Raw genomic sequence first — 19,946 nt, 5'->3', positions numbered from 1 at the left:
CTGCGCAGCGCGACTATTCGGAGAGTCAGCGTGGGGGTTCGCCTGGTACGGGGATGAAGCGGCAGCTGGATTCCGCGAAGGAGAAGGGGCAGAAGGCTGAAGTTGAGCGGTTGGAGAAGCAGCAGCAACAATACAAGGACCGGCAAAAGGCACAGCAGGAGAAGAAGCAAAAGGAGTACCAGAAGTACGCGCCCGCGTGGAAAGCCTATGCGGAAAGCCAGCGTGGCGGAAACCCGGGAACGGGTCTGAAGCGTCAACTGGAGGCCGCGCAGGAGGAGGCCAATCGGTTCGCGGTGGGCCCAGGCTCGGCGGCGACAGGCGGGGACGCGCTGGTACGGCGAGGAAAACAGGCCGCAGCGGCCCAGGCCGAGGTGGAGCGGCTGCGACAGCAACATACCCGGCAGTCACAACGTCGACAGGCAGCGGCAGATGACAAGCTGCGGGAAGCACGGAAGTACACGGCTGCGTGGGCGGCGTACGCGGACAGCCAGCGCGGCGGGGCCCCGGGCGACGCGGCCAAGCGACGGAAGCTGGCGGAGCAGGCCCGAATCGCGCAAGGACAACTGGACTACACCGACGCCACGCGAGGCCACAAGGTCGGCGGTCGGACAGCGCAGGTGATTGAACGGTTGCCCGACGGTAGGTTCCGGGTCACCGACGCCAAGTCGCTGCAGTCCGTCATCGCCGAACCTGAAGCAGCCAAGACGAAGAGCGTCGGCGAGACTCTGGTCGAAGCCGAAGACGCATTCGAAGCGGAGCTGAAAAAAGCCAGGGACTGGGCTGAAAGCGAGATCGAGGGCGAGAGAAGAGACCCGGTCAAAAACACCGATCCGCTCACCGGAGCGAAGCGGTTGGCCGCCGGCGCCTACAGGTCATTGTACGACGGCGTGTACACGGCAGGTGAAGCGATCGACACGCTCAACGAAGCCGCACAAGGCGACGAGCAGGCGTCACGCAAGGTTGAGCAAAGCACCAAAGACTTCGTCGATGGCGCCTCGAAAATCGCGGGTGACGTCGTCAAAGACCCCCAGGGATCGTGGGACAAAGCGGTCGAGCGAGGCAAGCGTGCCATCGAGGACTTCCGGCAAGCACCCGTATCCGGCTCTGGCGGACTTGTCGCGGACGTCGTGGGGCTGGGAAAAGTCACCACACCGGCGAAGCTGATCCGGCCCGATGCTCCCGGCCAGCGCGCCGACAGCCCCACCAGTGGCGGCCCGTCGACCGGTTCGCATTCCGCGGACGAACCATCTTCCCCGGCCGTAGCGCCCGTGCCCGACCCGCGAGGACCCGCCACTTACGGTGACCGTGCACCGGCCAGAACTGACGACCGCGGCTCCGCAACGCCCGCGAACCCGACCTCCCGGCCCTCAGAGGACAAGCGCACCACTCAGGTGCGCCCTGCGCCGGCGACGCAACTACCCACGTTGCCCCGCACCGACCGCGGAGACTCCCCGGCTCACCGTACCGATGACCCTTCGTTCAAACCCGAGTCATCTGGTGACGGCTCAAGGCGTGGGGCTCTCCCGCAGAACACCGAGGACGGGCGGCAACCCAGCGACAGCAAGCCGGAATCCGATACGAACCCCACTCCGCCGGCACGGGATACAGCCGACACGGCGACCCGTTGCGCAACACCGAACAGCTTTGTCCCGGGCACCCCCGTTCTGCTCGCCGACGGAACCTACAAGCCGATCGAGCAGATCATGCTCGGCGACCGGGTTCTGGCCACCGACCCTGTTACCGGCCTTACCCAGGCCAAGCCGGTACTCGCCCTGATCCCCGGCCACGGTCTGAAAGAACTTGTCCGGATCACGATCGACACCGACGGCGACCGTGGGGACGCCACCGGCGTGGTGACCGCCACCGATGAACACCCCTTCTGGGTCGCCGACACCGGCCGCTGGACAGACGCCGAAGACCTCGACCGCGGGAATCTGCTCCGCACCCCCGACGGCCGCCTCCTGAAAGTCATCGACACGCATAGCTGGACCCAAAATCAACAGGTCCACAATTTCACTGTCGAAGGGCTGCATACCTACTATGTCAACATCGGCGGACAAGCGCCTGCCGCGAACATCCCTCCCGTGGGCGCCGCTATTCTCGTTCACAACGATGGGGAGGGGGACGGGCCGGCCTGTGCACGTCCTGGCCAAGGAGAAGACCGATCGTCGTCAGGCATTCCGCACGGCTTCGCCGACGCCGAAGATTTCGCCGGATTCAGCCAAGACGTTCGATCAGGTCTGGAAACGGCAGGATACGCGGACGCACGCGCTGCATTTCAAGGCAGTGCGGTGACCGGAAAAAGCTTCAAAACCGGCGAACCGTTCGACGTCGGCCGGGTCAGTGACTTCGACATCGCAATCTCAAGTTCGTCCGCGCTCGCCCGAGCCAAAGAACTCGGTGTTGAGCTTCGTTCAAAGGGCGCCAGAACTGGCCCTCTCAAAGCTGTTGAACTTGAGCGTCTTGGGCTGGGCGACCTGGCCAGGTCCCTCTCTGTTGCCGCGGGGCGTCCAGTGAACTTCATGCTTTACGACTCACTCGAGCAAGCACTCGGCCGCGCACCTAGTATCATAGTTCCATGACAAGCAAAATTTTCGACCTGTTCGGTGTGGAATCGGCTACTGTGGGTTCCGTCGCGAGAATCGTCGCCGAGCGTACGGGGCTTGCGCTGAGCTTGCATGATAGTGATGCGCGTGGCGGTGAATACTATCGCACTGGAGTTGGCGATCGGCCGGAAATAATCGTTCAAGCCAACGCGACCGATGAGCCGGACTCCCTTGCAGAGAAGGGCTTCCCTTCGTTCTCGGTCTTGATATATTTGAATTACGGAACGCTTGAACTTCGTGACAAGTTGAGCACTTTCGAAGAACTCGCCGTATTGCGTAATGAAGATCTATAGGAACCCAGTGCCCGGCGAAAGTCACTGCTCTTCGGGTCCGCCAGGCGGAGAGCAATTCCAGATCTGCGGTGGCCGCGACGGCATCGGCCTTGGCCGTGCTCGCGCCATGGGTGAGGATGATGGTCGATCGCAGAGCAGTGACTTTCGCCGTGTTGCCGCTGGCGCCGCCTCGCCGTGCTTGGGGACTGCAAACGCAGGCGGCGAGGCACCTGTCGCGTCGGCGGGGGAGTCGGACGATCGTGCCCTGGTCCGGGAGTGACCGCTTGAGCCCACGTCGGTGTCGGTTCTGCCGTCCGCGGGCGGTATCGCATCAGCGGTCATCCGAATTCGCTTCCCTGCGGCGCGGACGCGGGCTCAAGCGTTCTTCAGTCCGCCGTGGGCGGGTTGATCTGGCCGGGCCCGCCAGCCTCGCCGCATCACGGCAGCCGCGATACCGAACACGCCGGAAGCAAGGAAAAGAAGCCGGCACGCCAAGTGTCAGGTGCATCAGGGTGAGAAGGATCACCGCTAGCCGAATCGAGCGCTTAGTCGTCTGTCTCTCTAGTGAGACTCTTTCGGTGAGCCAAAAATCCGGACGAGGTTGTCCTCGGTGTCATTGCCGAGCTTCTCGAAGACCATTTTCGCGATGGGTGCCGCCAGTTTCGCGGCACCGGCGAACTCGATGGAGGCGTGGTATGTCGGGGTCGACGTGTCGGGCTGGTCGCCGGCGGTGATCGTGATGTCGTCCGTGGAGGTCGCGGTGTCGTTCGCGCCCACGAAAACCACGCGTCCAGGCTCGAGTCGCGTCAGCTCATAGGTCAGCTCCGTCTCCATTCCGCCGATCTTGGACACGTTGTGCCACCGCGTGCCGACGGCGATCGGACCCACGCTGGTCTGCTCGCAGGTCACCGTCCCTGGATCCCACTCGACGGCACGAGAGAAGTCTTTGAGATAGTCCGTTACCGCGTTCGGGGTGGCTGAAACCGTGAAGCTTCGCGTGACTTCGACCATTTTCGTCCTCCGTATGTTCTTTGACGCGACCAGGGTTCGGGCGCGCGCGGTCAGCCGTGTTCCGCGGCTCGTTTGATACCGGTCAGGGTCTCTTGCAGCGCCTGGTCGATCTGTTCACCTTCGGCGTGCTCGGTGTGCAGTTCGACGGCGAGAGTGGCGGCATTCTCCGTACCGCCGGGTTCGATATGAAGCCGACCGTGGTAGTCGTGAGGGCCCGGAGCGCCCCACTCCAGGGATTTCCCGTCCTCGATCACATGGACCCAGGCTTCGCCCTCGACATCCTGTTCAGGACCGTCGGCCGGGTTGATGTGCGCGGTCACTTCCACCTTGTCGCCTTCGAGTGGCTTGGCGGAAGTCAGGCGCGGCATGTAGTTCGGTAGATTGCGCACGTCAGCCAGATAGGTGAACAAGCGCGCCGGCGGCACATCGACGGCGATCGATTTCCGGTAGTCGCCCATAGTTGTCTCGACCTCCTGAAACGGTTGTGGAGCGATCTGCTCGGATGAGTACCCCGTCGGCGTGGACTCACACATCAGCTGTTCTCGCGCCTGCTCGACGGTTGGAGAGGGCCACCGGAGCCACCATGCACCAGGACAACTCGTTCGGGTTCCCGCTTCGAGGTGTGCGACGTGCCGATCAAGGGTAGTCAGCCGGTATTCCATCCGGATCACCGAAAGGACACCGACGTGAGCCTGAACGACGACGACATTTCCACCACATCGGACAATGAAGAAGGCCCCGCCGACGCCGGGGCGGGGCAGGGAACTCCCGGCGAGCACGATGGCGGAGCCGACGGCGGCGCGGAAGGCCCGGCCGACTCCGGTGCGGGCGAAGGCACCGCCGGCAAGCACGATGGCGGAGCCGACGGCGGCGCGGACAGTGGCGCGAGCTGAGTTCAGCGAGCCTTCGACCGACACCGGATCAGGCAAGTGCCTTCCGGTGTCGGCCGTCGGCCGCGTCGGGAAGGGTGTGCTGGCCCGGTTGGTCGGTTCCGGCATCGGGGATTTCGCCGCCCGGCACTGGGGCCGTGAGCCGTTGCTACGGCGGACGGGCGGGGATTTCGGTGATCTGCTCGACTTAGATGGGGTCGACGAAATACTGTCCCGCCGCGGGTTACGGACGCCGTTCCTCCGGCTCGCCAGGGATGGATCGGTGATCGATTCCCGATCGTTCACCGGCGGCGGTGGTGTCGGCGCCGAGATCGGAGACCAGGTCCGTGACGACCGGGTCGCCGCGCATTTCGCCGACGGCAGCACCATCGTGCTCCAGGCTTTGCACCGCACATGGCCGAGCATCAGCGACTTCACCACGGGCCTGGCCGACGAACTCGGCCACCCGGCGCAAGCCAACGCTTACATCACCCCGCCGTCGTCGCAGGGCTTTTCCGCCCACTACGACGTGCACGACGTCTTCGTGCTGCAATTGGCCGGCCGCAAGCACTGGAAGGTGCACGCGCCCGTCCATCCGTCGCCGCTGCGCGACCAACCTTGGGACAAGCACGCCGACGCTGTCGCGGCGCGGGTTCGTGACGACCCGCCGGTCATCGACGACGTCCTCGAGCCCGGTGACGTGATGTACCTCCCTCGCGGCTGGCTCCACTCGGCGATCGCGCTCGGCGAGGTCTCCGCGCATTTGACCGTCGGCATCCACGTCGTCACCACTTTCGCGCTGGTCGAGGCGCTCACCGCGCTCGTCGGTTCCGACGAACGGCTGCGCGCGTCCCTGCCGCTGGGGATCGACGTCGCCGATCCCGATCAACTGGACGGTCATCTCAAAACCATCCGGGAAGACCTGATCGCCGCCCTGCAGGCGGTGCCGAGCGAAGACGTCGCCCGGTTCGTGCGCGAGCGGGCATGGACGGGAAATCGTCCGGAACCTCTGCCTCCGATCGCCACCGCCAAATTGGTGCTCAATGTCGGCGAAGGGGATCCCGTCCGGCGCCGCCAAAGGCTGCGTTTCCGTATCCGGAACCCGGAAAACGGCAGGGTCGTGCTCGAACTGCCGGACCGTGACCTCACGCTCCCTGATTCCACGTCGACCGCTTTGACGGCGCTGCTCGACGGAAAGACATGGCACGTAGGGCAGATCCCGGGACTGGACTTGGCCGATCAGGTCGTGCTCGTGCGTCGCCTGCTTCGGGAAGGTGTTCTGCTGGCCGCGACCGCCTGACGAACTTCGCGTGCCCGCGCGTTCCAACGTGGTGGCGACAGGATCGGCTCTGTTCGGCGTCGGTAGCCCTCATGAGTTCTCGTTCATCAAGGCGACGAAGATGTGTATCAGTCAGCTGTGTGCAGCGAAACGTGGTTCCGCGGGCCATCGGCGGTACTCCGACGTTTGCCGGCTGCAGCAAATGCAGCGGCTGATCGACTGCGGAATGCGGGTCCGCAAAGCTACCGCGGCGGTGTTCTCGGGCGTCGCCGAGGGTGTCGGTAGAACGGCGGGTCGACGAGATCGAACAAACCGCTGAAGACCTCGAGTTCGTGTCCATCAGGCGGCAGGGTCGAGCGTGGACCAGGCAAGAGCCGCGTGACCGGCTCCACCGCGATGATGGCCCTCAGGCGGCGGAACCGGTCACGTGCGCACGCGGCCGGGCTCGGAAGCGCGGCCGCGACCTCACCTGTCGTGGGCAACGACCGGGCTGACGGGGGTGATGTCAGGGCTGGCCGGGGCGAGGAACGTCGCCACGCCAGGCGCCCGTTTCGGTGCCGTCGCGGTTTTCGAGAAAGGTCTTGAACCGGTCCAGATCGCCTTGCACGCGGCGGTCGAGGATGCCGAGTTTGTCGGCGACGTTCTCCACAAAGCCTTCGGGGTCGATATCCATTTGGACAGTCACCCGCGTCCGACGCTCTTCGAGCCGGTGCACGGTGACCACCCCGGCGTGGTCGGGGCCGGAGTCCGATTTCCATGCGACGCGCTCGTCCGGGTGTTGTTCGGTGATGGTCGCGTCGAACTCACGGGTCACCCCGCCGATACTCACCGTCCAGCGGGTATGGGTGTCGTCGAGCTGGTCGATCCGGTCGACGCCCTCCATGAAGCGGGGAAACTCGGCGAACTGGGTCCATTGGTTGTAGACGTCGGCGACCGGCGCCTCGACGTCCACGGATTTGGTGATAGTGCTCATGAAACAGATCTCCTTGAAGGTGGTCCGGCGGGCTCGTCGAGTGCATACCCTGCTCCAGAAGGCGCTAAACGATCCACACCCGTTGCAGGCGCCGGTGGAGACGGCCGTGGTCCCCTAACCGCCGGCAGGTTTGCAGGGTCATCGCCCCGCCCAGGTCGAAGGCGCTGGATGCTGCGGCACGGGTCAGCTCAGAACGTTCAAACCGTGCTGCCATCGTTGCCGCCGCTCCGCGGAATCCTGATCCCACCAAGGAGTGCCACGCTCGCCCAAAGCGACCTTGGCGGTGTGGACCCGAGCCCGCGCCTCACGCTCGGCTTCGGGGTCCTGAGCACGGCGAGCCGCGCCGACGTCCCGGCGAGCCCGCATCAGCAAACTACGCAACCGGGCCGCCGTCTCCTCCGGGATCTCTGGATCGGTCGCTCGCCAACGCCGGCCGTCGATCACGACGAAGCGTCCGTCGGGCGTGCGCTCCGGCTCAGCCATTCGCGTTCCGGGGCAGCCGGATCCTGATCGGCCCTTTCCATTCTCCGTCGGGGTCGAGCGACCGATCGCCCTGGGTCAACCGCACCTCGCCGGCCCGTGCGAGCTCGCGGGCCTGGTTTCGGGCCTGCGGCAGCAGCGGACGCCACTCGTCCGCCAGAGCCCTGGCCGCGTCGGAAGGGCAGGTGCTGCTGCCTTCGCCTCGCGCGACGGCCAAGGCAAGGATCGCGGCCCGCAACCGCTCTGGAAGCGGTCCGGCTCCCAGAGCCATCCGGGACTGAGCCGCACCGGGTCCGGTGCTCTCCCGGATCCGCTCCAATTCACGTCGCGGTCCTGATCGGTCGGTCATACCGCCAGAATCGCACCACCTCGCCTCATACGCAGATCCACGACCAGGAGATGAAGTCAGATCGCCAAGGTGCCGGGCGGCATGGTCTACGACCTCCCTCCGACTCTCCCGGCTGTGCGCCGTGCCGCCGAGAAAGCCGTCGCTGAGGGAGAACTATGGGCGGACGGCGACGGCGTCCACTTCGAAAAGCATGTCCGGCAGGGCCAGCGCCGCCACGCCGAGGAGTGTTTGTGTGGGTGGCCGTCCGCCCCAGATCCGGCCGATGATCTTGCCGATGGTCTCCAGCTTGGCGGCGTCATGTCCGACGATGTAGGTGCGGAGCTGTACCACGTGGCCGAAGTCGAGCCCCACCTCCGCGAGCGCGATCTTCAAGTTCTCCAGCGATCGTTCGACCTGTTCGGCGAAATCGCCGGACGTGACCTGGCCGCTGCCATCGGATGCGTACTGGCCGGCGATGAAGACGAGTTCCCCGGCCGTGGTGGCGATGTGGCTGTAGCCGAATCCCACCGGATCGTGCAGTCCGGCCGGGTTGATGATCTCGTGCGCCATGAAAACGTCCTCCACCGAGTTTCGTCACGGAAATTTCACACCGAGGCGGCGGATCACAGTCTCACCTGCCTACGACACATCCAATCAGCCGACCGAAGCGCTCGGTCGCGGCCCAGCCCATCACTCAAAGTTCGGCGGCGTCAGCGTGGGTCCAGCGCTCGCTGAGGAGTTTCTTGGTGGGCGGCTTGCCGGGCAGTGGCTCGTCATGGATTCCGCGCAGGCCGTTCAGGACGATCGTGATGATCCGGTTTCGTGCCTCGGCCGCGGCGGGGAGTAGGTCGATCAGTGGCGATCTGCCCAATTGCTCGATCAGGAGTATGAGGTCCACACCCGAGACCTCGGGGCGGAGCACGCCGGCCGCATGAGCGCGATCGACGAGCTCGTCCAGCCTCTGGTCGGCTCTGCGGGACATGGCTCGCATCTGCTCGGTGATCTCGATGGTGCCGGCGATGGGCCCGAGCGAACCCTGCCCGAACTCCACGCACGCGGTCACGAACCCGGCCAGCCCGGCCCACGGGTCGTCGTTGGCCAACCCCTGGTCGAGTGCGGTGGCCCACTGCTCGACGGCCAGCGCGCTCAACCGTTGGAAGAGCTGTTCCTTCGTCGGGTACCTGCGGTACAGGCTGCCGATGCCGACACCCGCGCGTGCGGCGATCGCGGCGACGGTGGCGTGCGCTCCATCGGCGGCCAGTACTTCCCGCGCGGCTTCGAGCAGCGCCCGTCTCGAACCGCAACCGATCGAAGAGCGCATGTTCGAATGGTTCGCCGAGAGCGGCTACCAGGCCAACTTCGCCGAACTCAGCACACGCTTCCCCTTTTTGGCGACGTTCGAGGATTTCTTGCGGGACCGTCTTGCCAACCGTCGCACGCCGGACCGCGACCGCGTCGGCGACAACTGAATTTCGCAATTGAATGGAGAGACAGGTTATAGTTAGTTTGTTTTCTTGCCACGTTGCTCGCGCTTGTGGCGTAGAACGCGACTCCCAGCAGGCAGACGATTCCCGCTACGGCGAGGAGTAAGCTGTTTCCTGGGCCCGTTCCGAAGAGGCCGATGATGGTCCAGGTTATTCCCGGAACTGTCCAGAAAGCCAGCTGTCGATACGTTGGGGTTGTGTCGTGTTCCACAGCACTCTTCCGTGTGTTATCGACGTGATCCATTCATAGCGTGGTCAAGGGTGATCCTGCAGTCGTTCTGGAGACCGTTGACGGTCGTCGACGAGCCGCCGCGTCCTGCGGCCACGGCTCTGCCCGGTTACTGACATCATAGGACGTGCCGGCTGCAAGCACAGCAAGATCCGTATCGCGGTCATGCCGCGACGGCGACAGTGTCGTGGTGATGAGAGGATCACGTGGAATCTCTGTGGACGACCCTCGGTGTCGTGGCCTTGGTGGTGGTCGTCGTCCTCGTTCTGGTGGCGCTGTTCCTGGTGGTCAAACTGGTGCGGAAGCACCGTCAGGTCCATCAGCCGGGCACACCGGTGCCGACCAAGGTCGCCTACTGGATTTCCCTGGCCTACACGGTGTTCCCGTTCGACTTGTTGCCCGACCCGGTGTACATCGACGACATCGTGGTCCTGACCAGCGGGTTGTTCTACGTCAGCAGATCGCTCACCAAGAAGGCGCGCGACGACCGCCGGGCGGAGTGAGACCGCCAGTGTTCATGATCGCCGACGTCGTCACCGGTCGTTGAGCAGCGCTCGTACCTCGGTCGCTTCCGGTGCACTGACTTCGGTGAACGCGTCGAGCGCGGCTTCGAAATGTCGTCGTGCTTCGCCGTCATTCCCCGCGGCGCGGTGGCATTTGCCCAATCCGTAGTGCGCGCGGCCGAACTCGTGCGGATACCCGAGCCGGCGTGCCAGGGACAGGGCTTCCTCGTACAGCGCGATCGCCGCGGCTCCGGTTTCCGTGTCCGCGAAGTCGTTGAGGGTGCTGACTTCGACGTTCGTGTTCTTGCCGGAGCGGGCGAACTCCAGCGCGCGCCGAAAATGCGCACCGGCCTCCTCGCTTTGCCCTAGGCCTGCGTAGACGGTGCCCAGTGCGGCCAGTACCGGCGCGCCAAGGCCGGGCGATCGGAGGTCGAGCGCGATCGTCCGGCTTTGGAGCAGAAAGGACAGTGCGGACCGGTGGTCACCACTCCAGCCGTGGTTCGTGCCGAGGTTGCAGAGCGCGATCCCTTCGAGCAGGGCATGGCCGGTCCGCCTGGCGGCGGCGAGCGCGAGTTCGTACTGCGTTCGGGCGGCCTCCCGATGCCCGCGCACGTCATGCACCGAGCCGAGGCCGTCGCGCGCCATGCTTTGGAGGAGATCATCGCGCTGGACGTCGGCAGCGGACAGGGCCTGTTCGAAGCGGCCGATCGCGTCGCCGTATTGACCGAGCCGGAATAGAGCCGCGCCAACGGCGTGTGCGGCGAAACCGTGTTCTGTCGTGCCGGACCGGGTCAGTCCCAGCGCGGTCGTGTGGAGGGCGAGCGCTTCGTGGTAGTGCGCCCCGACGTAGAGGTAGCGCCAGAGCAGTGATGACATGCGGACCACGTGCCCGGCCAGCGCTGGTTCCGGAGAACGTGTGGCCAGCGCGAGCATGGTGGCGCGTTCGTCGTCCAGCCAGGCGCGAGCGTCGTGATAGTCCCGAAAACGGGGTTTCGGACCCGTGGACGTTCCGGGCGGCGCCGGCCGAAGGTACGGCTCGTCGGGCGACAACAGGTCCATGGCTGCCGATCCCCAGCACAGATAGTGATCGAAGAGGCGGATCTTCGCCGCCGAACGGGTGGCGGGGTCGTCGTATTCGTGGACGAGTTCGACGGCGAAGAGCTTGACGAGGTCGTGCAGGCGGAACCTGCCGGACGGTGTCTCCTCCAGCAGGTTGGTCGCACACAGCGCGCGCACAGGCTGGGAGTCGGCGAACAAGGCGATCACCGCCGCCTTGGCCGTGTCGCTGTCGGGCAAGAGACCGAGAAGACGGAACGCGGACGCGCACCGGTCGTCGAGAGAACGATAGGAACCGGAGAAGACCGCGCGCAGACTGGCGGACAGTTCCCCGGTGTCGAGCGCGTCGAGCCGGTTGTCGTGAAGTTCGGCGGCCAGCGCCGAGAGCCGCCTCCCCGGTTGAGCGGTGATTCGTGCGGCGACGATCGCGAGGGCAAGCGACATCCCGCCGCATTGGCGCACGATTTCCCGGCCGGCTTCGGGTTCTTCGGCCAGGCGAGCTGTGCCCAGCTTGCGCACGAGCAACTTTGTCGCTTCGTGCTCGTCGAGCGGTTGGAGCGACAGAGCCTTCGCGGCCTGGGCGGTCAGCAGCCCACCGAGTTCGTGCCGGCTGGTGATGAGAACCGAACAGGTCGAGCCGCCGGGCAGCAGCGGAGTGACGTGGTCGGTGTCCCGCACGTTGTCGAGTACCACGAGCAGCCGTCGCTGGGCCGTCAGGCTCCGGTACAGCGCCGCCTGGGCATCCTGGTCGGCCGGGATCGCGGTCCCGGCGACGCCGAGGGCACCGAGGAACCCTCGGATGACGCGCTCCGCCGGAACGGGTTCGTGCGTCGGGTCGAAGCCGCGGAGGTCGGCGTAGAGCTGACCGTCCGGGAATTCGCTCGCGTGGACAGTGGCCCATCGAACGGCGAGCCAGGTCTTCCCGAGCCCTCCCGCGCCGGAGATCACCGCCACGGTCCCGCGTGCGCCGAGCATACGGTCGAGGCTGCTCAGCTCGCTCTCGCGGCCGACGAAGGACGGCGGCGCGGCCGGAAGCTGCCGGGGGACCGGACTTTCGTCCCCGGCGAGGATGCGTTCGTGCAGCTGACGCAGACGGGGTCCCGGATCGGCTCCTAGCTCCTCGGCCAGCCGGCAACGGACTCTCTCGTACTGCCGCAACGCGTCGGCCGGTCGCCCGGCAAGGTACAACGCCTCGATCCGCTGGGCCTCCCCCCGTTCCCCGCCGGCCCCCGACGGCGGCGGGCCGGCCAGCACGGCGGCGTGATCGCCCAGCCTCAGCCGCAGGTCGTCGCGGTCGAGTACCGCCGCTTCGCGCGTGCGCTCCAGCTCGTTCCGCACGCCGTCCGCCCACGGCGACGCCACCTCGGTGAGCGGATCGCCCCGCCACAACGCCAGTGCCTGGTCGTACAGCTCGAGTGCGGCGTGCTCGTCCGCGGCCCTCCTCGCGCGCTCCAACAGATGCTCGAACCGATGGAGGTCCACCGTCAACCGATCGGCCACGAGAACGTATCCATCGCGGTCGTGCTCGAGCGAAACGCCGTTCAGGCTCGCCAGCGCACCGCGCAGTCTCGACACATATGAGTACAAAGCCATTTTCGGCCGCCGTGGTGGCCGCTCGCCCCAGATCCGGTCGACGAGCCGGTCGACCGGCACCACGTGCCCGGCCTCGACCAGCAACACCGCCAGGACGTTGCGCTGACGCGCGTGCCCGACATCGATCCGGACCCCGCCCTCGACGACCTCCATGGCCCCGAGCACCCGCAGCTCCATCGGCACCCCGCCTTCCCTCTCCAGGCGTAGCGGATTGTCCGTCGCCGGGCAAGCTCCCCACCACGACGACCAGGCCGCGTCCACTGATTCAAGGATTGTTCAAGGTTTCCTCCCGGCCCGGCGGTGATCCTGACTCGCGGCGGATCACGCTGCGGCAATGAATTTCCGGGTGGGGAGCAGGCATGGTCGGTATCTGGATAGGGCTCGGCGTTCTCGTTCTGGTCATCGGTCTCGCCGTGGTCACCGATCTGCGCGATCGTGGCCGCGGCGGGACTCGGAGATTCCTGCTGCCGGACTGGGCGTCCCGGCGCGCCGACTACACGGAGAACGACCTTGTCCACGGACGTCCGCTGACGAAGTCGCCGCGAGAGGAGGCCGACGAACATCGGCAGCGGTACCGTTCCGGTGATGAGTGACCGTCGGTCAGCCACCACTGACGAGTGAAATCCGGCAAAACGGGTAGAACACCGGTATGACTGAGGGTCGAGTGGCGGTGTTCGCGCCGTCTCCGCAGCTGACGGTGACGGTGGAGGAGCTGGACGGGGCGCCGGACGTCCATGTGCACGCGGGCGGGCAGGGGGTATGGCAGTCGCGGATGATCGACGCCCTCGGCGGGCGGGCGGTGGTGTGCTGTGCGCTCGGCGGGGAGACTGGCCGGGTGCTGCGGCATCTGATCGGCGTCGAGGCCGAGGTGCGTGAAGTCGCGGCGCGCAACGGCGCCTACGTGCACGACCGGCGTGACGGCCGTCGCGCCGAGATGGTGCGGATGCCCGCCGACGCGTTGACCCGGCACGAACTCGACGATCTGTACGAGCTGACTCTGGTCCAGGCTTTGCGCGCGGACGTGGCGATCCTCAGCGGTCCGGACGGAGACGACGTGCCGGTGCCGCATTCGATGTACGAGCGGCTCGCCCGCGATCTGGGCACCCACGGCACGCCGGTCGTGGTGGACCTGTCCGGGGAGCGGCTCGCCTGTGCGCTCGCGGGTGATCCGGCGGTGATCAAGGTCAGCCACGAGGAGATGGTCGAAGACGGGCTGGCCGAATCGGATTCGCTGACCGATCTCGCGGACGGTTGCCGACAGCTGGCGTCGGGCAACGCACGCGCCGTCGTCGTGTCCCGCGCGGCCGAGGAGACGCTCGCTTATCTCGAAGGACGGCTGGTCCTGGTCGAGTCGCCCGACCTGACCCCGGTCGACACCCGCGGCGGCGGAGACTCGATGACCGCGGGGCTCGCGGTCGGCCTGGCCCAAGGCCGGTCATTGGAAGACGCGCTGAAGCTGGGGGCGGCGGCGGGCGCGATCAATGTGACCCGGCACGGTCTCGGTTCGGGTAGCGACGACGCCGTGCGGGAACTCACCGGACGAGTACGCCTGAAACCGTGGGAGGCCTCCTGATGCGTGCCCTGATCACCAACGACGACGGTATCGACTCGCCGGGCCTGGCGGCGCTGGCCCGCGGTGCGGCGGACCACGGCTGGACCGTGGTGGTGGCCGCGCCCGTGTCGGAGGCCAGCGGAACCAGCGCGGGCCTGACCGGCGCCGGGGGCGAGGGCCGGGTCGCGGTCGAACGGCGGGAGTTGCCCGGCCTGCCCGATGTCCCGGTGTTCGCCGTCGCCGCGCATCCCGGGCTGATCGCCTTGGCGGCCGCACAGGGATCGTTCGGCGAGCCACCCGAGATCGTGCTGTCCGGGGTGAACCACGGTGCGAACGTCGGGCGCGCGGTCCTGCACTCGGGCACGGTCGGCGCGGCGCTGACCGCCTCCATCAACGGCGCCAGGGCTCTCGCGGTCTCCCTCGACGTGGGCCTGGATCCCGGTCCGCGACCTCACTGGGACACCGCCGTCGCGGTCGCCGCGACCTTTTTCGACAGGCTCGCGGGGCTGCCCGCCGGCACCGTCTTGAACGTCAACGTGCCCGATCGTGCCGAGGCGGGACCGGTGAAGCGCGCTGGGCTGGCCGAATTCGGTGCGGTGCGCAGTCACGTCCAGAACGGCGAGGAAGGCGCGTTCACCCTCACCGCCGTCACGGGCGAGGGCGAGCTGTCACCGGGCAGCGACGCCCATCTGCTCAGTGAGGGTCACGCGACGGTGACCGCGCTGAAATCGGTCGCCGAAGACAGTGCCCTGGACTGGTGATCGCGCACATGCCTCCCGAGGACAAGGAAGCGCCTCCGTCCGCCGAAGTGCTCGCAGCGCTGAACCCGCACCAGCGAAAGGTGCGGCTGGGTCAGGCGCTGCTGCCTCTCGTGCAGAAGCACCAGCCCATTCTGGCGGTCCACGTCACAAAGGCGCTCCTGGAACTGGAAGACGACGAGGTGCTCGCGATGCTCGAGAACCACTCGCGCCTGGAACAGAAAATCGACGAAGCGACGACCGAAATCGCGCGACGGGACGAATTGGCACGACGAGCAGATCGTCGCCGGCAACTCGGCGGCTATTCGTGACCGTACCGCCTTCGTCTCCCTCGCGGTACACCGTGATATCACCGGCACCGGCCACGGCATGATCATGACGATGGCGCCTGGAGACGGCTTCAGCGCGACCCACCGGGGAAGCGCAGTGCGATCGCAGCGGAAGCGAGTCGCCTCCACCCGGGTTCCTACCTCCGCTCGAAGACCAGGTCGAAGTCCTTGCGCCAGGTCGACCCGCGATCTTCGGACGCTTCCCAGCGGCCAGTGATCCGGTCTGGTCGGACGTCTGCGATGAATCGTTGGTGCATGTCGGGGTCTTCGCGGTCCAGACGCCAGAGTGTGCCGTCGAAGGTCATCGCGAAGACACGGCAGACACCTCGCTCGTCGTGGTAGAGGGCAGTGTAGGTGTCGCGGGTGTCGCTGCGGCCGAAAACCAGGACCAGCTCGCCGGCGGTTTCGCCGTCCATCGTCCAGCGGAGAACCACGAACGCGTCACCGAGCCATTCGATCTTCGCTGAGCCCGGCACCTCCTGGCCGGCCGGCTCCAGGAACCAGGCGTTGCGCAGCGTCGTCCGCCACGATCCGGTCAGGCTGTCCAACTGCTCCATGGCCACGTTGCGCATCGATCTCCTCCTGACGTAGAGGGCTGACTCGCCGGTCACGGGACGCCGGGGAGCGGTCGTCGGTGACACGGACGTTCAGGCAATGGCGTTCTGAAGGAGTCCTTCGTTGCGCCCTTTCCGACCCATTGAACCGCGGATGTACCGGCGCTGAACCACCTCGTCCCACGCTGTGCTCAGGGTCCGGTGGGCTGAACTGGGAGTCGGTGAGGGATGCATGGACAAGATGACAAGGGAAACGGATCTGTCCAGGGCCGTGTTCTACACGGTCTCGGGTGGCATCCTCACTGCCGCCTTCGGCGTGCTCGGCGCCGGAATGGCGCAAGCCGCTCCGGCGGACAAGGCCACGCCCGCGAATGAAATGGCCGCGATCAAGAAGGCGGGCCAGCCCAATAAGGCTGCGGTGCCGGCCAAGAGCGCCAACGGGCAGCAACCTACGCAGAAGAAGCCGGTGGAGAAGAGCGCCGGCAGGTTGACCCAGGAACGTATGGAGCGCAATTACGGTGCACCGGCGAAAGGAGACAAGACAAACTCCGAGTGGCAGGCGGAGAAGGACAAGAACAAGAAAGCCGAGCGTTCCGAGCGGGCGGACGAGGCGAGCAAGAATCCAGGGCGTGCCAGGCAGCGGCAGATGGAGGACAACTACGGTTCCCCGTCCAAAGGTGACAAGGCGGACGCCGACCGGCAGCTCACGGCGCACAACGAGAAGGCGGCAGGTGAGGCTCGGCGCAAGGCCGACATCCTCAACCAAGAGGCCCTTCGCGACACCTTGGGGCCGACTCGTGGTTTCGAGAAGCGTGTCGACGCGGCCGCGGCGGCCGAGCGGGAGGCGCAGAGGCTGGAGGACGTCCGCGATCGTGGGGTTGCGCCGCCGCCCGCGACCGTGGGATACCGGGTGTCGTCGAAGGGCGGGAGCAAGGGCGGGGGAGCCACCTACACCGCGGCGGTCGATGTCGACCAGTGGGGCCGGATGACCGGTGAGGACGGTAAAGGCATCCAGGTCGGTGTCACCAAGGACGGCAAGATCGTCGCCCTGTCGGAGAAAGAGCTGACCGGCTCGACCGCGAAGAAGCTTCGGACCAGTTGGATGACCGAAACCGGGCGGACACCCGACGGCAAGATCGTCACCATCTACCACCCCAAGGACCAGTTCCAGAAAAACTTCGAAGACCTCGGGATCCAATGGCAGCAGGTCACCAAGAACGGGGAGGTCCAGTGGGGTGAGCTCGGTGAGGCCGCGGGCGGCACCGCCGCGCTCACCGCTGACGCCGTCCTTTCCTTCGGTCAGGGAAACGTCTACGGGACCTCGAAGTCCTGTGTCAGCAAGGGCGAGGGCTGTGGTGAGGCAGCGAAGGAAGTGGGCCTCGCCGGAGTTTCGGCCCTCCCCTTCGTCGGGAAACCCGCATCGGCGGGAGCCAGAGCCCTGGCCGGAGCGACGAAAGTGGCCGCCGGCAAGGTACTGCCCACGGCGGTCACCGAATTGCCGTCGGGGGTGCGAGCGGCGATCGCGGGCGCGGCGGCCACGGCCGGCCGGACCGTCGCGGAGACCCCGTGGGTCGCCAGACCTGCGGCGGCGGTCAGACAAGGAGCCACCACCGCAAGCCAAGGCGTGGCACGGATCCCTGGGGTACGCCCCGTCGTCGCCGCGGCCGCGCCGGCGGTACGCAACGCTCTCCCCGCCATCAGCAACGCGATCCACACCGGTACCCGGGTCCCGCAGGTGCGGTACCCCCTGTACGAACACACGGCGGACAACGCCCTCGACGAAGCGAGGCGGATCAAGGACTGTGCCAAAGGCGGTGACTGCGGCTCCGCGGTGACCGGTGCCGGAACGCTCGCCTTCGATGTGCTCAAAGGCCGTGGCCTGACCAACTTGCACGACCACGCCCCTGGGTGCGTCGAAGGACAGGCCGGCGACTGCGCACTCGGCGCACTCGACACCTTGGCCGTGAAAGTCGTCCGACCCCAGCCCGCAGGTACGTTCACCGTCGATCCCGTGCGACCGGCACCGGACGGCGTGAAGCCCGTCTTGCTGTCGACGCCTGGGAGTGATTCCGGTGCCGCGATAAAGGCGGTGCGCGCCTTGCGGGAGTCCGGAGTGCCCCGCAGACGTAACGTCGCGGCGGCCGAAGTCGCCATCGAGGGGCACAGTGTCTACGTCCTGACATCGGTCAGCGGTCAAACCGCGCGGGCCGGTTCGGTGCCACCCGTGGACGTCACGGCCAATCTCCAAAGGTTCGTTCCGCAGCGTTTCGCCGGCGAGAACACGCGATTCAATGAAACAGAGTTCAAATTGCTGAACTTCATCGCGAACCAGCTAGGGCAGTCGTCGCCGCTGGTCCGAGGTAGGATCAACTTGCACACGGAGAAAGCCGTATGCGGCTCTTGCGCTTCGATCATCGCTCAGTTCGAGCGAGAGTTTCCCGGTATCAGGGTGTATGTGACGGAAGGGCGCTGACAGGTCATGACCGATATGACGCCGGCTCATCAGGCCGTGGAGATGGGAGACCTTCCCGCGTTGCGTGACCTGCTGGACCAGGGAACCGACATCCACGAAGAGCATCACGGATTGACGTTGCTGCACCACGCCATCGATGTCGAGATGGACGGGCATGTGCAGTCGGGTGAGCCGTTGTGTGTCGACGTGACGGCCTATCTGTTGGCGCGTGGCGCGGACCCGCGACGTCGTTCGGATGGCGGGCGCGGCGTGTCCGCGGAGCATATGGCGTGGAATGACGGGCACTGGCTGGCCACCGCGTTGATCGAGGAGTGGCTTCGAACGCATTGACCTCCGGGAGCCGGCGAGGCAGCACACTCGTCACGGCCCGTACCGGCAGATTAGGAGCAAGAAGGCCAATGCTCAAAGAGCGCTAGGGGCGGATCAACGACCACGGCGGGACGGGTGCGGTCTGCATCCGGCACGAGGGCGGGGCGTCTTCGGGCTCGCGCTGCCGGCCGGAACGGAATAGGGGCGTGAGGAGAATTCCGAGAACGCCAGTTCGGAGCAGCCGGGTATTCGTGGTGACACACTTCCGGCGCGGGACCGGTCCCCGGCAGTACACGAGACAATCGTGGTCGCCGGACTTTTGCGAGGGGGCAAGATGAACCAGCCGGTGGCGACCGGGGTCTACCGGACGCTCGCGGACAACGTGCAGCAGGTGCTGCGCGGGAAACCGGACGTCGTGCGGCTCGCGATCGCGGCTTTGCTGTCCGAGGGGCATCTGCTGATCGAGGACGTTCCTGGCCTGGGGAAGACGACGCTGGGCCGGTGTCTGGCGCGCAGTATCGGCGGGAGCTGGAACCGGATCCAGTTCACGCCGGACCTGTTGCCCGGCGATGTCACCGGCGTGATGGTCTACCACCAGAACAACGAGAAATTCGAGTTCCATCCAGGTGGCATCTTCGCCAACATCGTGCTGGCCGACGAGATCAATCGCGGAACCCCGAAGACCCAGTCGGCATTGCTCGAGGTGATGTCCGAGCGGCGCGCCACGGTCGATTCGGTGCCGCACGACGTCCCGCGTCCGTTCCTGGTGATCGCCACCCAGAACCCGATCGAGATGGAGGGCACCTATCGCCTGCCCGAAGCGCAGCTCGACCGGTTCATGATGCGGATGTCGGTCGGCTATCCCGATCATGACGCCGAGGTGCGGGTGATCATGAGCGACTGCGCGCGGGTCAGCCCGGACGAACTTTCGCCGGTGGTGGATCTGGAGACCCTGCGCCGTGCCATCGACCAGGTGCGCGAGGCTTATCTGGATCCGGCCATCTGCTCTTACGCGGTCCGGCTCGCTGCAGCGACCAGAGAGCACGCGTCGGTCCGCTACGGCGCCAGCCCACGGGGAAGTATCGCGCTGGTGCGCGCCGCGCAGGGAATCGCGGCCACCGACGGCCGCAACTACGTCACCCCGGACGACATCAAGTCCATCGCCAAACCGGTGCTCGCCCACCGCCTGGTGCTCACCGCCGACGCCGAGCTGAACCAGCGATCGCCCGGCGACATCATCGACGAGGCGCTGGCGGCCACGCCTGCTCCCGCGATCAACGCGGTCTGA

22 protein-coding genes are annotated in these 19,946 nt (G+C 66.4%); 13 read left to right on the top strand and 9 right to left on the bottom strand.

The window, feature by feature from the left end; translation table 11 throughout:
• Positions 1-53: 53 nt before the first annotated feature.
• Positions 54-2,582 (top strand): polymorphic toxin-type HINT domain-containing protein, encoded by a 2,529-nt coding sequence (locus ACLJQ7_RS42165; protein WP_410653794.1) that lies wholly within the window; start codon positions 54-56, stop codon positions 2,580-2,582.
• Positions 2,579-2,899 carry a hypothetical protein gene (locus tag ACLJQ7_RS42160; RefSeq protein WP_410653793.1) on the top strand — a complete coding sequence of 107 codons (321 nt, stop codon included), beginning with the start codon at positions 2,579-2,581 and terminating at the stop codon, positions 2,897-2,899. Before ACLJQ7_RS42165 ends, ACLJQ7_RS42160 begins: the two co-directional genes overlap by 4 nt.
• Before the next feature lie 540 nt (positions 2,900-3,439).
• Here the strand turns inward: ACLJQ7_RS42160 and ACLJQ7_RS42155 are convergent.
• Both ACLJQ7_RS42155 and ACLJQ7_RS42150 read right to left on the bottom strand, forming a co-directional pair.
• A complete protein-coding gene (locus tag ACLJQ7_RS42155; protein WP_410653792.1) occupies positions 3,440-3,889 on the bottom strand; it encodes an SRPBCC family protein in 450 nt (149 codons plus the stop codon).
• 50 nt (positions 3,890-3,939) lie between these two features.
• Complete coding sequence (locus tag ACLJQ7_RS42150) at positions 3,940-4,347, bottom strand: SRPBCC family protein (protein WP_410653791.1); 408 nt, start codon at positions 4,345-4,347, stop codon at positions 3,940-3,942.
• A 228-nt stretch (positions 4,348-4,575) separates the two neighbouring features.
• Between ACLJQ7_RS42150 and ACLJQ7_RS42145 the strand changes: the two genes are divergently transcribed.
• Both ACLJQ7_RS42145 and ACLJQ7_RS42140 read left to right on the top strand, forming a co-directional pair.
• Positions 4,576-4,782 carry a hypothetical protein gene (locus ACLJQ7_RS42145; RefSeq protein WP_410653790.1) on the top strand — a complete coding sequence of 69 codons (207 nt, stop codon included), beginning with the start codon at positions 4,576-4,578 and terminating at the stop codon, positions 4,780-4,782.
• A gap of 46 nt (positions 4,783-4,828) precedes the next feature.
• Complete coding sequence (locus tag ACLJQ7_RS42140) at positions 4,829-6,058, top strand: cupin domain-containing protein (protein WP_410653789.1); 1,230 nt, start codon at positions 4,829-4,831, stop codon at positions 6,056-6,058.
• 484 nt (positions 6,059-6,542) lie between these two features.
• Here ACLJQ7_RS42140 and ACLJQ7_RS42135 read toward each other — a convergent pair whose 3' ends face one another.
• From ACLJQ7_RS42135 to ACLJQ7_RS42115, 5 genes are all read right to left on the bottom strand, one after another.
• Positions 6,543-7,010, bottom strand: a complete 468-nt coding sequence (locus ACLJQ7_RS42135; protein WP_410653788.1) for an SRPBCC family protein — start codon at positions 7,008-7,010, stop codon at positions 6,543-6,545.
• A 183-nt stretch (positions 7,011-7,193) separates the two neighbouring features.
• Positions 7,194-7,493, bottom strand: coding sequence for a hypothetical protein (locus ACLJQ7_RS42130; protein WP_410653787.1), 300 nt, complete (start codon positions 7,491-7,493; stop codon positions 7,194-7,196).
• A complete protein-coding gene (locus ACLJQ7_RS42125; RefSeq protein WP_410653786.1) occupies positions 7,486-7,839 on the bottom strand; it encodes a DUF3253 domain-containing protein in 354 nt (117 codons plus the stop codon). Before ACLJQ7_RS42125 ends, ACLJQ7_RS42130 begins: the two co-directional genes overlap by 8 nt.
• A 153-nt stretch (positions 7,840-7,992) precedes the next feature.
• Positions 7,993-8,388, bottom strand: a complete 396-nt coding sequence (locus tag ACLJQ7_RS42120) for a RidA family protein (RefSeq protein ID WP_410653785.1) — start codon at positions 8,386-8,388, stop codon at positions 7,993-7,995.
• A 124-nt stretch (positions 8,389-8,512) separates the two neighbouring features.
• Positions 8,513-9,139, bottom strand: coding sequence for a TetR/AcrR family transcriptional regulator (locus ACLJQ7_RS42115; RefSeq protein WP_410653784.1), 627 nt, complete (start codon positions 9,137-9,139; stop codon positions 8,513-8,515).
• Here ACLJQ7_RS42115 and ACLJQ7_RS42110 point away from each other — a divergent pair.
• Both ACLJQ7_RS42110 and ACLJQ7_RS42105 read left to right on the top strand, forming a co-directional pair.
• Positions 9,138-9,287, top strand: a complete 150-nt coding sequence (locus ACLJQ7_RS42110; protein WP_410653783.1) for a hypothetical protein — start codon at positions 9,138-9,140, stop codon at positions 9,285-9,287. The two genes, ACLJQ7_RS42115 and ACLJQ7_RS42110, sit on opposite strands and share 2 nt — an antisense overlap.
• A gap of 450 nt (positions 9,288-9,737) precedes the next feature.
• Positions 9,738-10,034: a YkvA family protein gene (locus ACLJQ7_RS42105; RefSeq protein WP_410653782.1), complete on the top strand. Its 297-nt coding sequence runs from the start codon at positions 9,738-9,740 to the stop codon at positions 10,032-10,034.
• Between the two features lie 30 nt (positions 10,035-10,064).
• Here the strand turns inward: ACLJQ7_RS42105 and ACLJQ7_RS42100 are convergent, their stop codons facing one another.
• Entirely contained in the window at positions 10,065-12,944 is a 2,880-nt protein-coding gene (locus ACLJQ7_RS42100) for a BTAD domain-containing putative transcriptional regulator (protein ID WP_410653781.1), read from the bottom strand.
• 98 nt (positions 12,945-13,042) lie between these two features.
• Here ACLJQ7_RS42100 and ACLJQ7_RS42095 point away from each other — a divergent pair, with 98 nt between their 5' ends.
• From ACLJQ7_RS42095 to ACLJQ7_RS42080, 4 genes are read left to right on the top strand one after another with little or no spacing between them, the layout of a single operon-like run.
• On the top strand, positions 13,043-13,276 hold the full coding sequence (locus ACLJQ7_RS42095; protein ID WP_410653780.1) for a hypothetical protein: 234 nt from the start codon (positions 13,043-13,045) through the stop codon (positions 13,274-13,276).
• 56 nt (positions 13,277-13,332) lie between these two features.
• A complete protein-coding gene (locus ACLJQ7_RS42090) occupies positions 13,333-14,256 on the top strand; it encodes a PfkB family carbohydrate kinase (protein ID WP_410653779.1) in 924 nt (307 codons plus the stop codon).
• Positions 14,256-14,996, top strand: coding sequence for a 5'/3'-nucleotidase SurE (gene surE / locus ACLJQ7_RS42085; protein ID WP_410653778.1), 741 nt, complete (start codon positions 14,256-14,258; stop codon positions 14,994-14,996). Before ACLJQ7_RS42090 ends, surE begins: the two co-directional genes overlap by 1 nt.
• Positions 14,993-15,304: a hypothetical protein gene (locus ACLJQ7_RS42080; RefSeq protein WP_410653777.1), complete on the top strand. Its 312-nt coding sequence runs from the start codon at positions 14,993-14,995 to the stop codon at positions 15,302-15,304. The genes surE and ACLJQ7_RS42080 overlap by 4 nt, the downstream gene beginning before the upstream one ends.
• Before the next feature lie 155 nt (positions 15,305-15,459).
• On the opposite strand, the gene ACLJQ7_RS42075 is transcribed toward ACLJQ7_RS42080, so the two are convergent.
• Entirely contained in the window at positions 15,460-15,894 is a 435-nt protein-coding gene (locus ACLJQ7_RS42075) for a hypothetical protein (protein ID WP_410653776.1), read from the bottom strand.
• 214 nt (positions 15,895-16,108) lie between these two features.
• On the opposite strand from ACLJQ7_RS42075, the gene ACLJQ7_RS42070 reads away from it, so the two are divergent.
• The 3 genes from ACLJQ7_RS42070 (at position 16,109) to ACLJQ7_RS42060 (ending at position 19,946) form a co-directional block, all read left to right on the top strand.
• Positions 16,109-18,349 (top strand): deaminase domain-containing protein, encoded by a 2,241-nt coding sequence (locus ACLJQ7_RS42070; protein ID WP_410653775.1) that lies wholly within the window; start codon positions 16,109-16,111, stop codon positions 18,347-18,349.
• A 6-nt stretch (positions 18,350-18,355) separates the two neighbouring features.
• On the top strand, positions 18,356-18,679 hold the full coding sequence (locus ACLJQ7_RS42065; protein ID WP_410653774.1) for an ankyrin repeat domain-containing protein: 324 nt from the start codon (positions 18,356-18,358) through the stop codon (positions 18,677-18,679).
• A 313-nt stretch (positions 18,680-18,992) separates the two neighbouring features.
• Positions 18,993-19,946, top strand: a complete 954-nt coding sequence (locus tag ACLJQ7_RS42060; RefSeq protein ID WP_410653773.1) for an AAA family ATPase — start codon at positions 18,993-18,995, stop codon at positions 19,944-19,946.

This window comes from Amycolatopsis sp. cmx-4-54, assembly GCF_046548895.1.
Taxonomy (GTDB): Bacteria; Actinomycetota; Actinomycetes; order Mycobacteriales; family Pseudonocardiaceae; genus Amycolatopsis.
The sequence above is the reverse complement of the archived record's forward strand: the minus strand, read 5'-3'. Positions and strand labels throughout refer to the sequence as shown.

Excerpts from the sequence above, each read along its gene's own strand:
- ACLJQ7_RS42165 (WP_410653794.1), top strand. The coding sequence starts at position 54 with ATGAAGCGGCAGCTGGATTCCGCGAAGGAGAAGGGGCAGAAGGCTGAA.
- ACLJQ7_RS42065 (WP_410653774.1), top strand. The coding sequence starts at position 18,356 with ATGACCGATATGACGCCGGCTCATCAGGCCGTGGAGATGGGAGACCTT.
- ACLJQ7_RS42150 (WP_410653791.1), bottom strand. The coding sequence starts at position 4,347 with ATGGGCGACTACCGGAAATCGATCGCCGTCGATGTGCCGCCGGCGCGC.
- ACLJQ7_RS42095 (WP_410653780.1), top strand. The coding sequence starts at position 13,043 with ATGGTCGGTATCTGGATAGGGCTCGGCGTTCTCGTTCTGGTCATCGGT.
- ACLJQ7_RS42120 (WP_410653785.1), bottom strand. The coding sequence starts at position 8,388 with ATGGCGCACGAGATCATCAACCCGGCCGGACTGCACGATCCGGTGGGA.
- surE (WP_410653778.1), top strand. The coding sequence starts at position 14,256 with ATGCGTGCCCTGATCACCAACGACGACGGTATCGACTCGCCGGGCCTG.
- ACLJQ7_RS42115 (WP_410653784.1), bottom strand. The coding sequence starts at position 9,139 with ATGCGCTCTTCGATCGGTTGCGGTTCGAGACGGGCGCTGCTCGAAGCC.
- ACLJQ7_RS42090 (WP_410653779.1), top strand. The coding sequence starts at position 13,333 with ATGACTGAGGGTCGAGTGGCGGTGTTCGCGCCGTCTCCGCAGCTGACG.
- ACLJQ7_RS42160 (WP_410653793.1), top strand. The coding sequence starts at position 2,579 with ATGACAAGCAAAATTTTCGACCTGTTCGGTGTGGAATCGGCTACTGTG.
- ACLJQ7_RS42155 (WP_410653792.1), bottom strand. The coding sequence starts at position 3,889 with ATGGTCGAAGTCACGCGAAGCTTCACGGTTTCAGCCACCCCGAACGCG.
- ACLJQ7_RS42075 (WP_410653776.1), bottom strand. The coding sequence starts at position 15,894 with ATGCGCAACGTGGCCATGGAGCAGTTGGACAGCCTGACCGGATCGTGG.
- ACLJQ7_RS42110 (WP_410653783.1), top strand. The coding sequence starts at position 9,138 with ATGTTCGAATGGTTCGCCGAGAGCGGCTACCAGGCCAACTTCGCCGAA.
- ACLJQ7_RS42130 (WP_410653787.1), bottom strand. The coding sequence starts at position 7,493 with ATGGCTGAGCCGGAGCGCACGCCCGACGGACGCTTCGTCGTGATCGAC.
- ACLJQ7_RS42060 (WP_410653773.1), top strand. The coding sequence starts at position 18,993 with ATGAACCAGCCGGTGGCGACCGGGGTCTACCGGACGCTCGCGGACAAC.
- ACLJQ7_RS42070 (WP_410653775.1), top strand. The coding sequence starts at position 16,109 with ATGGACAAGATGACAAGGGAAACGGATCTGTCCAGGGCCGTGTTCTAC.
- ACLJQ7_RS42125 (WP_410653786.1), bottom strand. The coding sequence starts at position 7,839 with ATGACCGACCGATCAGGACCGCGACGTGAATTGGAGCGGATCCGGGAG.
- ACLJQ7_RS42135 (WP_410653788.1), bottom strand. The coding sequence starts at position 7,010 with ATGAGCACTATCACCAAATCCGTGGACGTCGAGGCGCCGGTCGCCGAC.